Source organism: Luteibacter sp. ME-Dv--P-043b (genome assembly GCF_030209605.1).
Classification (GTDB): domain Bacteria; phylum Pseudomonadota; class Gammaproteobacteria; order Xanthomonadales; family Rhodanobacteraceae; genus Luteibacter.
This window is the reverse complement of the sequence record NZ_JARVRT010000013.1, coordinates 69249-81719: the sequence shown is the minus strand read 5'-3', so window position 1 is coordinate 81719 and position 12471 is coordinate 69249. Positions and strand designations below refer to the sequence as shown.

15 protein-coding genes are annotated in these 12471 nt (G+C 65.2%); all 15 read right to left on the bottom strand.

Going from position 1 to position 12471, the window contains the following annotated elements; all coding sequences use genetic code 11:
• Nucleotides 1-8 precede the first annotated feature (8 nt).
• The 15 genes from queC to ruvC all read right to left on the bottom strand — a co-directional run bounded on the left by queC (nucleotide 9) and on the right by ruvC (nucleotide 12468).
• A complete protein-coding gene (gene queC, locus QRN34_RS08315; RefSeq protein ID WP_285403636.1) occupies nucleotides 9-692 on the bottom strand; it encodes a 7-cyano-7-deazaguanine synthase QueC in 684 nt (227 codons plus the stop codon).
• Between the two features lie 21 nt (nucleotides 693-713).
• Nucleotides 714-1406: a 7-carboxy-7-deazaguanine synthase QueE gene (gene queE / locus QRN34_RS08310; protein WP_285403634.1), complete on the bottom strand. Its 693-nt coding sequence runs from the start codon at nucleotides 1404-1406 to the stop codon at nucleotides 714-716.
• A gap of 4 nt (nucleotides 1407-1410) precedes the next feature.
• The gene (gene ybgF, locus QRN34_RS08305; RefSeq protein ID WP_285403632.1) at nucleotides 1411-2286 is read right to left on the bottom strand and encodes a tol-pal system protein YbgF; all 876 of its coding nucleotides are present in this window, start codon (nucleotides 2284-2286) and stop codon (nucleotides 1411-1413) included.
• Nucleotides 2287-2289: 3 nt separating this feature from the next.
• Nucleotides 2290-2799, bottom strand: a complete 510-nt coding sequence (gene pal, locus QRN34_RS08300; protein WP_036137489.1) for a peptidoglycan-associated lipoprotein Pal — start codon at nucleotides 2797-2799, stop codon at nucleotides 2290-2292.
• A 244-nt stretch (nucleotides 2800-3043) separates the two neighbouring features.
• Entirely contained in the window at nucleotides 3044-4372 is a 1329-nt protein-coding gene (gene tolB, locus QRN34_RS08295; RefSeq protein WP_285403629.1) for a Tol-Pal system beta propeller repeat protein TolB, read from the bottom strand.
• A 111-nt stretch (nucleotides 4373-4483) separates the two neighbouring features.
• On the bottom strand, nucleotides 4484-5425 hold the full coding sequence (locus QRN34_RS08290) for a cell envelope integrity protein TolA (RefSeq protein ID WP_285403626.1): 942 nt from the start codon (nucleotides 5423-5425) through the stop codon (nucleotides 4484-4486).
• Nucleotides 5412-5864 (bottom strand): protein TolR, encoded by a 453-nt coding sequence (gene tolR / locus QRN34_RS08285; protein WP_036137496.1) that lies wholly within the window; start codon nucleotides 5862-5864, stop codon nucleotides 5412-5414. The genes QRN34_RS08290 and tolR overlap by 14 nt, the downstream gene beginning before the upstream one ends.
• Nucleotides 5865-5873: 9 nt before the next feature.
• Nucleotides 5874-6557: a protein TolQ gene (gene tolQ / locus QRN34_RS08280; protein WP_036137499.1), complete on the bottom strand. Its 684-nt coding sequence runs from the start codon at nucleotides 6555-6557 to the stop codon at nucleotides 5874-5876.
• Nucleotides 6558-6590: 33 nt separating this feature from the next.
• Nucleotides 6591-6995 (bottom strand): tol-pal system-associated acyl-CoA thioesterase, encoded by a 405-nt coding sequence (gene ybgC, locus QRN34_RS08275; protein WP_036137501.1) that lies wholly within the window; start codon nucleotides 6993-6995, stop codon nucleotides 6591-6593.
• Nucleotides 6992-8032 carry a Holliday junction branch migration DNA helicase RuvB gene (gene ruvB, locus QRN34_RS08270; RefSeq protein WP_285403619.1) on the bottom strand — a complete coding sequence of 347 codons (1041 nt, stop codon included), beginning with the start codon at nucleotides 8030-8032 and terminating at the stop codon, nucleotides 6992-6994. The genes ybgC and ruvB overlap by 4 nt, the downstream gene beginning before the upstream one ends.
• 77 nt (nucleotides 8033-8109) lie before the next feature.
• Nucleotides 8110-8886, bottom strand: a complete 777-nt coding sequence (locus QRN34_RS08265) for a hypothetical protein (RefSeq protein WP_285403617.1) — start codon at nucleotides 8884-8886, stop codon at nucleotides 8110-8112.
• A gap of 1 nt (nucleotide 8887) precedes the next feature.
• Nucleotides 8888-9250, bottom strand: coding sequence for a hypothetical protein (locus QRN34_RS08260; protein ID WP_036137510.1), 363 nt, complete (start codon nucleotides 9248-9250; stop codon nucleotides 8888-8890).
• Between the two features lie 195 nt (nucleotides 9251-9445).
• On the bottom strand, nucleotides 9446-11347 hold the full coding sequence (locus QRN34_RS08255) for a potassium transporter Kup (protein ID WP_285403614.1): 1902 nt from the start codon (nucleotides 11345-11347) through the stop codon (nucleotides 9446-9448).
• A gap of 3 nt (nucleotides 11348-11350) precedes the next feature.
• Nucleotides 11351-11950 carry a Holliday junction branch migration protein RuvA gene (gene ruvA / locus QRN34_RS08250; RefSeq protein ID WP_036137514.1) on the bottom strand — a complete coding sequence of 200 codons (600 nt, stop codon included), beginning with the start codon at nucleotides 11948-11950 and terminating at the stop codon, nucleotides 11351-11353.
• Entirely contained in the window at nucleotides 11947-12468 is a 522-nt protein-coding gene (gene ruvC, locus QRN34_RS08245; protein ID WP_285403571.1) for a crossover junction endodeoxyribonuclease RuvC, read from the bottom strand. Before ruvC ends, ruvA begins: the two co-directional genes overlap by 4 nt.
• Nucleotides 12469-12471 lie beyond the last annotated feature (3 nt).

Here is a 12471-nt window from a genome sequence, read left to right as displayed (position 1 = left end):
TTTCCGCATCAAGCGTAATGCGTGGGGTCCGGCACGCCGGCCTTGGCGAATCCTTCCGCGCGCAGCCGGCAGGCATCGCAGTGCCCGCAGGCGCGACCCTGCGCATCGGCCTGGTAGCAGCTGACCGTGGCCGAGAAATCCACGCCCAGGCGCATGCCTTCGCGGACGATGTCGCCCTTGCCCATCTCCATCAGCGGGGCATGGATGCGGATGCCCGCGCCTTCCACACCGGCCTTGGTGGCCACATTCGCCAGGGCCTGGAACGACTCGACGAACGCCGGGCGGCAATCCGGGTAGCCGGAGTAATCCACGGCATTGACGCCACAGAAGATGTCCGACGAGCCCAGCACCTCGGCCCAGCCCAGCGCGATGGACAGCATGATGGTGTTGCGCGCCGGCACGTAGGTCACGGGAATGCCTTCGCCGCCGTCCTCGGGCACATCGATGTCCGCCGTCAGGGCGGAACCGCCGATGCTGCGCAGGTCGATGTGCACCGTCTTGTGCGTCACGGCACCGAGCATGCCGGCCACCCGCGCGGAGGCTTCCAGTTCGGAGCTGTGGCGCTGGCCGTAGGCCACGCTCAGGGCGTACACCTCGAAGCCCTGCTCGCGCGCCATGGCGATGGTGACCGCCGAATCCATGCCGCCGGACACGAGGATCACGGCCTTGCGGGGAGAGGTCGAAGCATTCATGGCAATACCCTTGCAGTCGTATCAGTGGCCGGCAGCGTCGTTCCACAGCAGCTTGTGCAGCTGCAGCTGGAAGCGTACGGGCAGACGTTCGGCGAGGATCCACTCGGCGAGTTCGCGCGGCTGGACGTTGCCCCACACCGGGGAAAACAGCACCATCGCGCGGCGGTCCAGCGCATGCTGGCGGACGATGTCGCGCGACCATTCGAAATCGCCGCGGCTGGCGATGACGAACTTCACCTGGTCGTGCGGCAGCAAGTGGTCGAGGTTGGACCAGAGGTTGCGCGCGCTTTCGCCGGAGTCCGGGGCCTTCAGGTCCATGACCTTGCGGACGCGCGGATCGACATCGGCGACATCGAGCGCGCCGGAGGTTTCCAGGGAAACCTCGTGGCCGGCATCGCACAGCTTGCGCAGGAGGATCTGGCAGCGCTTCTGCGCCAGCGGCTCGCCGCCGGTGACGCAGACATGGCGCGCACCGTAACCGGCCACCTCGGCGACGATGGCATCGATGTCGTGCCACTGGCCGCCGTGGAAGGAATATTCGGTATCGCACCACACGCAGCGCAGCGGGCATCCGGTAAGGCGTACGAATACCGTGGGCCAGCCGATGGCGTCTGCCTCACCCTGCACGGAATGGAATATCTCGGTGATCCGCAGCCGCTCCGCGACGGGCGAAGCCGGCGGGACAGCCGCCGGTAGTACGGTGCTACCGGTCATGGGATCAGTTGGCCGTCTGGCGCTGCAGACGACGCAGGCGTTCCTGTGCGAGGCCCGCAGCCTTGGTGCCCGGATACTTGGTGCCGACCTGCTTCAGCGTGGCGATGGCAGCATCCTGCTGCTTCAGTTCGATCTGGCAATAACCGACCTTGAGCAGGCCGTCGGAGACCTTGTCGCTCTGCGGATACTGCTTGACCAGGCGCTGGAAAGCCTCGATGGCCACGGGATAGTTCATGGTCACGTAGTAGGACTCGCCCAGCCAGTAATAGGCGTTGGGGGCGAGCGGGCTATCCGGGTACTTGACCAGGAAGTCGCGGAAGCCACGCGACGCGGTGACGTAATCGCCCGCGCGCAGCGACTTGAACGCGGCGTCGTAAGCGGCTTGCTGGTCGGCATTGGCCGGCTGGGACGGCGCGCCCGCGGGGGGCGCGGCGGCGGCACTGCCGGCAGCCGCGCCTGCGGCGCCGGCTGCGGCGTTACCTTGCGACGACGTGGCCGGTGGCTGGGCCGCGGCCGGCGGCGTGCCCTGTGCAGCGGCGGGCTGGCCGGCGGGGGCACCACCCTTTTCGATACGACCCAGCCGCGAATCGACATCCGCGTACTGCGCCTTCTGGGAATCCTGGAGTTGCTGGTTCTGGTGCTGGAGCTCTTCGATCTGGCCCTGCAACTGCGAGACCTGCTGCTGCAGATCGTTCACCTGGTTGACCAGGGTGGTCGTGCCGGCCTGGGCCTGCGACTGCTGCTCGAGCCGCGCAACGCGATCGGCGAGACTGAGACGGGTGTCCTGGGCGGTGACGGGCAAAGCAAAAAGCATGGCGGACGCAAGTGCGCCCGCCATGCCAAGCCTGGCCATGTAACTGGTAGCCAGAGTCTTCTTCATCACTTACTTCGCGGTGTAGACGATCTCGACGCGACGGTTCTTGGACCAGCAGTCATCGTTGTGCTCACGGCAGGTCGGCTTCTCTTTGCCGTAGCTGGTGACGTTGACCTGGCCAGCCGAACCACCGGCAGCCTGGATGGCGCTGGACACGGCATTGCCGCGACGCTCGCCGAGGCCCAGGTTGTATTCACGCGTGCCGCGCTCGTCGGTGTTGCCTTCGAGGGTCATGGCCGACTGCGGACGATCCTGCAGGTACTTGGCGTGGCAAGCGATGATCTGCTGGAACTCCGGCTTCACTTCGTTCTTGTCGAAGTCGAAGTAGACGACGCGCTGACGCAGGCAAGCGTCGGTGTCGAGGTCGGACGGCTGGTACTTGCCGTCGTTCATCGGAGCCTGGGTCTGAGCGACCGGCTGCGATTCGGTCGGAGCGACCGGCTTGACCTGCTTCTTGGAGCAAGCGGCCGCGCCCACGCAGAGCAGGGCAGCCAGGGTGACGGTAACAGTCTTATTCATGGGACGTTCCTTAAAACAGTTGAGTTCCGACAGTCGGTTTTCGGTTTCGGGACAGGCACCGCCGGTTGTCCGGCTGTTTTTCTACTTACATCTACGCCGACGGGGCGCTGTCCCGCACCCTGCGTCTTCGCTCCGGCAACCGCCTTGCAGCGATTGCCGGTTAATTGTCGTCCGCAGAAAAGGCGCGGATGCCCGCGCCCCTCCCTGGACGTTACCGATACCACGTTCCCGTAGAAACGTGGCATCAGCGCTGTCGATAGGGTCCCCACGACGGTTCGCGCACGTCGCCGTCCGAAAGGACAAGGCGCTGACGCACGGCACCGTCTGCCGAAACCGCATACAGGACACCACGCGTACCCTGCGATGCAGCGTAAAGCAGCATGCTGGCGTTGGGCGCGAAGCTGGGCGAATCGTCCACGTTACCCGGGGAAACGAAGCGCACCTGCCCGCCCAGACTGCGGTCCATGATGGCGATACGATACACGTTCCCGTTGCCCTGCACCATCGCAATCTGCTTGCCGTCGTAACTGACCGAAGCGCTGGCGTTGAAACCACCCTGGAAGGTGAGACGCGTGGCGGCGCCGCCGGAAGCCGACATCTGGTAGATCTGCGGCTTGCCCGAGCGATCGGAGGTGAACAGGATGCTCTGGCCGTCCGGGGTGAAGGTCGGCTCGGTGTCGATGGCGAAGTTGTTGGTCAGCCGCGTTTCGGTATGGCTGGCCACGTCGATCACGAAGATCTCCGGGTTGCCCACATACGACAGGCTGACGGCCAGCTTGCGACCGTCCGGCGACCAGGCCGGCGCACTGTTGATGCCACGCGGATGCGAGGCGATCAGGCTGCGCGAGCCGGTGGAGATGTTCTGCACGTAGACCGCCGAATTGCCGCTTTCGAACGACACATAGGCGATCTTGCTGCCGTCCGGCGACCAGGCCGGCGAGAGCAGGGATTCACGCGAGCGAGCCACCACCTGCGGATTGAAGCCGTCGGAGTCCGCGACGATCAGCGAGTAGGTAGCGTTGTTACCCACGCCCACGGCCGTGATGTAGGCGATGCGGGTCCAGAAGGCGCCGCGCACGCCGGTGATCTTTTCATAGATCTGGTCGGCGATCTGGTGGGCCACGCCGCGCAGGTCACCGGCGGGCGCGGTGAACGACTGGGCCAGCAGGCTCTGCTGCTTGTTGACGTCCCACAGCTCGTAATCGACCTTGAGGTTGCCGCCACCGGCGTCGCTGATGCGGCCGATGGTGATGAAATCCTGCTTGAGCAGGCGCCACGTGGCGAACTTGATGTCCGCGCCCTGCGACGGGGTTTCGACGATGTCGGCCTTGTCCAGCGAGCGGAACTTGCCCGAGCGGTTGAAATCCGCGCGGATCACGTCGGCCACGTCGGTAGGCAGTGGCGCGCCACCGGCCTGGGCAAACGGCACGACGGCGATCGGAGTGGCCGTCTTCAGGCCGCCCACGATGTCGACGTTCAGCGACTGGGCGGCTGCCGGACCGGCCACGAAGGCAGTCAGGGCAACCAGAAGGAGAGCTAGGCGGGGGAGCATTCTGCGCATGGGCGGATTCATTGCGACCTGGGAAGAGGGGACGGCGACGGCATGTTAACCCGCTGGCGAAAGCCAGCATGACCCGATTATGAACCGCCCCGCCCGGCGCCTGCCGGGCCGGGGCGCGTCACATCATTGCGGCCGGAACGTGAACGTGAGGTTGCGCTGGAACACATCCTCGAAGCCCTGGTACGGCAACGGCTGGGCGCGCAACACGGCGTTCTCGATCGACGCCCGGCCCGCAGCGTCGTACGGGCAGCTGGCGTCCGCCTTCGCACTGAGCACCTGGCCACCCGGGATCTGGGTGATGTGCACCATGCAGGGGGCGTCCGGCATGTTGTCAGGCCGCAGCCAGTTGGGTGTCACGGCGTTCTGGATCGCGGCGATGTACAGGGCCTGCTTGCTGTCGTCCTTGCCGGCCTGGCCGGTCTGGACCTTGTCGGCGTACGGCAGGTTTTCACGACCATCATCCTTTGCGTTGGCGAGGTCCTGCAGCTGCTGTTCGGCCTGCTTCTTCTTGCTGTCGGCCTGCTTGGTCTGCGACTTGGCGGCGTCCAGCTGCTTGAAGATCTCGTCGATCTGCTTCTGCTTTTCCTTTTTCTTCTCTTCCTGCTGCGCATCCAGCTCGGCCTGGCGCTGGCGCTGCTGCTCTTCCTGCAGGCGCTTGGCATCCTCAGCCTTCTGCACGGCGTCGTCGACCACCTTTTCCTGGTCCTTCAGGGCCGGCACCTTCGGCGGCGGCGGCAGGGTCTCGACCTTGGGTTTCTCGGGCTGCGGCGGCGTGGGCGTGGGCTGCGCGGGCGGCGGGGGCACCGTGTTGGGCACCGGCTTGGCGGTGTGCTTCGGCGGCGGCGCTCCCGTGGGGCCGATCAGTGTGGCCTCGATGATCTGGCCGGGCAGCTGGATCGGCGCGGGACACTTCAATGGGTTCCATGCCGCGGGCAAGCCCAGGGCGTCGGCCCACTTTTCGTAGTCCGAGCACGGGATGATCGCGAGGCCGAGGAAGGCCACGATGCCGATGTGCAGGAGCGCGGCGAGGACGACCGCGCGCGGCGTACCGTTACGGTTTTCCATTCTGCGCGCCCGACTCCGGCTGGCTCATCAGGCCGATCTTGGAGACGCCCGCTTCCTGGAGGATCGGGAGGATCTGGTAGACCTTGCCATAGCCCACGCGCTGGTCGCCCGCCACCAGGACCTGAAGCTCGGGGTTGGCATCGTGGAAGGCGGTGATCTTGCTCTTGAACTCGTCCGCGCTGACCGGCTCGCGCTTGGTGCCGTTGGCGGTAAGGTAGATCTGGCCACCCTCGTCGACGGAAACGACGACCGGGTCCTTCTTGTCCTGCAGGGACTTGGCGTTGGTCTGTGGCAGCTGGATATCCACGCCCAGGTTCATCATCGGCGTGGTGACCATGAAGATGATGAGCAGGACGAGCATCACGTCGATGTACGGCACGACGTTGATCTCGGATTTCAGCTTCCGCTTGTGGCGGCGGTGCACGTTACGCGTGGCCATGGCGGGGGCTCAGGCGACGTCGTCGGCGTGGATCTGGCGCTGCAGCACCGAGGAGAACTCTTCCTGGAACACCTCGTAACGCGACGCGACGCGCTCCACCTTGGTGGCGAAGCGGTTGTAGGCCCAGACGGCCGGGATGGCGGCGAACAGGCCCATGGCCGTAGCAATCAGGGCCTCGGAGATGTGCGGGGCCACCACGGAAATAGTGACGTCCTTCATCTCGCCCAGGCCCTGGAAGGCACCCATGATGCCCCAGACGGTACCGAACAGGCCGATATACGGGCTGATCGAGCCGACGTTGGCCAGGAATTCCAGGTTCTGTTCCAGCTTGCCGATCTCGCGGGTGCCGGCCACGCGCATGGCGCGCTCGGAGCTTTCCATGATGCGGTCGGCATCGCCGGCCCGGCGCTGGCGCTGGCGGGCGAATTCACGGAAGCCGGCCTCGAACACGTTCTCGATGCCGCTCTGGCCTTCGCGGTTACCCACCTCACGGAACAGGGCCGCCAGGTCGGCACCGGACCAGAAGCGATCCTCGAAGGTCTCGGCGTTGTCGTGGGCGGTCTTCAGCTGGCTGTACTTGCGGATGATGATGACCCACGACAGGAACGAGAAGACGAGGAGAAGCAGCATCACCAGCTGCACCGGCAGGCTTGCTTCCGCAACCAGCTTGAAAATGTTCAGTCCACCGTTCATCGCTTGAAGGCTCTCCGCCGGGTATCTGGGGCTTTAGGTAAGGGGGAAGGCTTGGAGGAACAAGCCGGCCGGTATCTGGGCAGGTCGCATGGTGACGAGGTTGACGCACGCCACGCGCACCGTGGCGCGCAACAGCGTCGTGCCCCCGCACACGATCTCCTGACCGAACAGCATACTGGCTGAACGCCGCTCTTTGACGTCTACCGTGACCTGGAGTTCATCATCCAGACGGGCCGGCCGCAGGAAATCGAGGTGCATCTCGCGGACGACGAAGCCGAGCGAGGTGGTTTCGCGCAGGGCCAACTGGTCGATGCCCTGCGCACGCAGCCATTCCGTGCGGGCGCGCTCCATGAAACGGACATAGTTGGCGTGGTACACCACGCCGCCGGCGTCCGTGTCTTCCCAGTAGATGCGCACGGGAAAGCTGAAGGCACTCATGGGTCGTCTGCGAACAGGTCGGGGACGTCACCCTGGCGCGGCGGCGGGTTGAGGCCGAGGTGGCGCCAGGCCTTCGCCGAGGCCATGCGGCCACGGGCGGTGCGGATCAGGTAGCCCTGCTGGATCAGGTAGGGCTCGACCACGTCCTCGAGGGTGCCGCGGTCCTCGCTGAGGGCGGCGGCCAGGGATTCCACCCCGACGGGACCACCGTCGAAACTCTCGATGATGGTGCTCAGGAGGCGGCGGTCGAGATCGTCGAAACCCTCGGCGTCCACCCTGAGCATGTCGGTCGCGGCACGGGCCAGGGCGTGGGTGATGATGCCATCGCCGCGCACCTCGGCGAAATCGCGCACCCGGCGCAGCAGCCGGTTGGCGATGCGCGGCGTGCCGCGGGATCGCCGGGCGATCTCGATCGCCCCCTCCAGCTCGCACTCGATACCGAAGATTTTCGCGGCGCGGCGGACGATCGCGGTCAGCTCATCCACGCTGTAGAACTCCAGCCGCTGGATGATGCCGAAACGGTCGCGCAGCGGGCCGGTGAGCAGACCCGCACGCGTGGTCGCGCCGATCAGGGTAAAGGGCGGCAGGTCGAGCTTGATCGAGCGGGCGGCCGGGCCCTCCCCGATCATGATGTCGATCTGGAAGTCTTCCATGGCTGGATAGAGCACTTCCTCCACCACCGGGGAAAGGCGGTGGATTTCGTCCACGAACAGGACGTCGTTCTTTTCCAGGTTGGTCAGCAACGCGGCCAGGTCGCCCGCGCGTTCCAGCACCGGCCCGGAGGTGGAGCGGACGTTGACGCCCAGCTCGTTGGCGATCACGTGCGACAGCGTGGTCTTGCCCAGGCCGGGCGGCCCGAAGATGAGCACGTGGTCGAGTGCGCCCTGCCTACGCCGCGCGGCCTCGATATAGATCGACATCTGCTCACGCACCGTCTGCTGGCCGAGGTATTCGGCCAGGCGTTTGGGACGGATGCTGGCTTCCAGCGCGTCGTCATCCATGGCGGCGGCGGTGGAGATGATTCGGTGCTCGGACATCCTCACATTATGGCAGGATTCGCGGACCGGACAGGTCGAACCGACTGCCCGATCCGCTTTGTCAGGCCAGGCGCGGGTCAGTATCGAATAGAACGAGCCATGGTAAGCAAGGCTTCCTGGTTGGGTGCCAGTGCATCGGGGTCGACAGGCTGGAGGTTCAACCTCATGACCTTGTGGTCGGTGACCCAGCCCAGCGAGACCTGCGTGGCGCCGTCAGGCCCACGCATGGTCTGGATGGTGCCTGGTTGACCGTTGATATCGGTGTTGAGCCACTCCTTGATGACCGTAACAGACCCGCCGCCGTCTGCGTATTCGGACTCGTCCAGTTGTACCAGTCCGAGCCCGGCCACTTCCCATGAACGACTGAGGCCGGTCCAGCGACCATCCCTATTCCCGCCCGCCGTGGACACATCCACCAGTGGAAGCCCCTCGAGCAAGGTCTGGGAGATCGATGCCGGCTCATAGTAAAGATGCGGCTTGACCTGGGACAACGTCGTAAAGACTTCCTCATTGCCGCCAAGGGCGCTGCTGCGGACATGGGCAAGCGATGCGCGCACATCCGGGACATCCTCAGCCGTGTGTACGCCCCTGGAAGACTGCTCGGCAATATCCTGCTCGATCTTCGCGGCAAGGGCGCCAACGAAAGGCGATTCATTCAGCGGCACCACGTGAAGCCCCGGGGACATGGGGATGCGCGAAATGTCCAGGTCGCCCTCGCTTGTGGCCGACGTATCATCCGAGACTGCGGACGAATTACCGCTTTGCGCAGGAACGTCGACCAGAGTCGACGAGGCCGAGGCACATGCTGAGAACAGGGAAGCCGACAGGAAAGAAACATAGAGAATCTTCTTCATTTCACCACTCCGTCAGATTGCAGTCGGTCGCAATGGAATACTGAGTCTGCAGGAATCGCAGGTCATCCCCGAATACGTGGACGCCGCGCACAGTGTTGCGCGACGCATCCGCGAGGTCCCCGGCATAAGAGCGCCACGTCATGTTCCAGTCCGCCGTCACGACATGACCCGCCACGGCACCGAAACCCACGTGGGTACCCTGGGTGTACATGAAGTGGCTACGTAACGCGGGTCGATCGTAGGTAATCGACTCATTGATGGTTCCGGCGATGCAATTGGCGCGACTCAGCCATTTGACAGACGCCGATGCCTCGGAACTCACGATCAGCAACGTGAGTAAAACGATGAGCGGTTTGGCTCGCATTCCACACTCCTGAATCGCCCTCCATCGGGCGAATTCAGACTAGAAATCGTGGAGTACTTTGGAGATAGGAATCGGTCGCTACGTTGTGGACGTAAGACGCCGACGTGATAACGAGCACGACCCGCACACCGACGGCGACATGCTATTGCTCGGCTGGCCGCAGCATCGGCTTGGCGATGCTGCGACCACCGCTGCTTATATCTCGACCTGCGCGCCCAACTCGATCAGCCGGTTGCCCGGAATCTGGAAGAAGGCCGTGGCCGGCATCGCGTTACGGGCGAGGAAGGCGAACAGCTTGTCGCGCCAAAGGGCCATGCCGGGACGGCGGGCGTCGGCGACGATGGTCTCGCGCGACAGGAAGAACGTCGTATCCATCATGTCGAAATCGAGTCCGCGTGCACTCGCGCGCGAGAGCGACAGCGGGATGTTCGGATCCTCGGCGAAGCCGTAGCGCAGCTGCAGGCCGAAGAAGCCGCCGCCGTATTCGATCACTTCCATGCGCTCGTCGAAGTCGGCCACGGGCGTTTCCAGCATCTCGACCGTCAGCAGCACGTTGCGCTCGTGCAGCACCTTGTTGTGCTTGAGGTTGTGCAGCATCGCGTGCGGCACCGAGTTCTGGTTGGCGGTGAGGAACACCGCCGTACCCGGCACGATCAGCGGCGGATGGTCGGCGATGTTCGCCACGAAGGGCTCCAGCGCCAGGCCGGACTGCTTGATCTCGCGCACCACGAGGTCCCTGCCCCGCCGCCACGTGGTCATGACGGTGAAGATCACCACGCCCAGCACCAGCGGGAACCAGCCGCCATGGGCGATCTTCAGCGCGTTGGCGCCGAAGAAGGCCAGGTCGATGACCAGGAAGATGACGCCGACCGTGATGACGGCCGCCCAGTGCCAGTTCCAGCGGCGGCGAGCGACGACCAGCGCCAGCAGCGTGGTCATGGTCATGGTGCCGGTCACGGCGATACCGTACGCCGCACCGAGGTTGTTCGACGAGCGGAAACCAATAACCGCGAGGAACACCAGCACCATCAGCAGACGGTTCACCCAGGGCACGAAGATCTGCCCCGACATCTCGTGCGAGGTGTGCACCACGGCCATGCGTGGCGAGTAGCCCAGCGACATCGCCTCGCGGGTCATCGAGAAGGCGCCCGAGATCACCGCCTGCGAGGCGATCACCGCCGAGGCCGTGGCCAGCGCGATCATCGGGTACAGCAGGTTCTCGGGCACCATCTTGTAGAACGGGTTTTCGATCGCGGTCTGGTCGTGCAGCAGCAGCGCGCCCTGGCCGAAGTAGTTGATGAGCAGCGCCGGCAGCACGAAGAAGAACCAGGCCAGACGGATCGGCTTCTTGCCGAAGTGACCCATGTCGGCGTAGAGCGCTTCGCCGCCGGTCAGCGCCAGCACCACGCCACCCAGCGCGATGAAGGCGGAACGGCCGTGCTCGGTAAAGAAGGTCACCGCGTACCACGGGTTCAACGCCCACAGCACCTGCGGATGCATGACCAGCTGACGCAGGCCCAGCCAGGCCAGCACGAGGAACCACACGGTCATGACCGGGGCAAAGGCCTTGCCGACGATTTCGGTGCCGTGCCGCTGGATGGCGAACAGCGCCACCAGGATGACCAGGCAGATGGGCACCACGTAGGTATCCAGCGAGGGGGCCGCCACTTCCAGGCCTTCCACCGCGGATAGCACGGACATGGCCGGCGTGATCACGCCGTCCCCGTAGAACAGCGACGCGCCGAAGATGCCGATGGCGGCCAGCACCCAGCGCGCGCGGGGCGATCCGCTGACGCTGCGCTGCGCCAGCGCCATGAGCGCCATGATGCCGCCCTCGCCCTTGTTGTCGGCTCGCATCACGAAGGTGACGTACTTCAGCGAGATCACCATCAGCAGCGACCAGAAGATCAGCGACAGCACGCCGAGCACCGCGGCAGGCTGCGGCGTCATGCCGTGCGTGCCGAGGGTTTCCTTCATGGTGTACAGCGGGCTGGTGCCGATGTCGCCGAAAACGATGCCGATGGCCCCGAGCGCCAGCGCGGCAAGTTTCTTGCCGCGGGCGTTCTGCAGTTCTTCGGCGGGATTGTGATGACCCATGACTCAGCTTCCCAGCGCGGCGCGGAGCGCCTTGCGGATAATGGCCTCGGCGGTATCGCCTTCGGCGGCCGCCTTCTGTACCAGACGCGATGCTTCCACCGGCTTGTAACCCAGTTGTTGCAGCGCCACGGTGGCTTCGCTTACCGGGTCCACCGGGATGGCATCGCCCGTGCCCGGTGCCGCCGGCAGGCGGACACCGACCGCATCCACGCGATCGCGCAACTCGACCACCATGCGCTCGGCGGTCTTCTTGCCGATGCCGGGGATCTTGGTCAGCGCCACCACGTCGCCCGCATGCACCTGCCGGGACAGTTCCTCGGTGGACACGCCGGAGAGCACGGCCAGCGCGATCTTCGCGCCGATGCCGCTCACCTTCAGCAGGTTGCGGAACATGGCCCGCTCGGTCTCACGCAGGAAACCGTACAGCGCCACGCCATCTTCCTTCACCGCGTAATGGGTGAGCAGGATGACCTCCTTGCCCGTGGCGGGAAGGTCGTAGATGGTGGACATCGGCGCATCGACGTCGTAACCGACCCCGCCCACCTCGATCAGGAGGGAGGGTGGCTGCTTGCTGATAAGAATGCCCCGCAGGCGGCCGATCATCGGCGACGTCTCCATGCCGTGCGCGGGATACCCACGCGTTCGATACTGGACCGGGTGTGGGCGTGGGCGATCGCGATCGCCAGCGCATCCGCGGCATCGGCCTGCAGCGGCCCCTTGATGCCGAGGATCATCCCGATCATGTGCTGGACCTGGGTCTTGTCGGCGCGGCCGGTACCGACCACGGCCTGCTTGACCTCGGTGGCCGCGTATTCGTGCACCACGATGCCCCGGTTGACCACGGCACAGATGGCGGCGCCGCGCGCCTGGCCCAGCTTGAGGGCCGAATCGGGATTGCGCGCCATGAACACCTTCTCGATGGCGGCCTCGGCCGGCGCGTGCGTGGCGATGATGACACCCAGTTCGTCGAAGATACGCTTCAGCCGCAACGGGAAGGTGGCCTCCCCGCCGATGGTGAGCGCACCGTGCCATACATGCGTCAGCGTCCCGTTGTCGGCGACATCGAGTACACCGACGCCCGTACGCTGGCTACCCGGATCGATACCGAGGATGCGGATCATGAC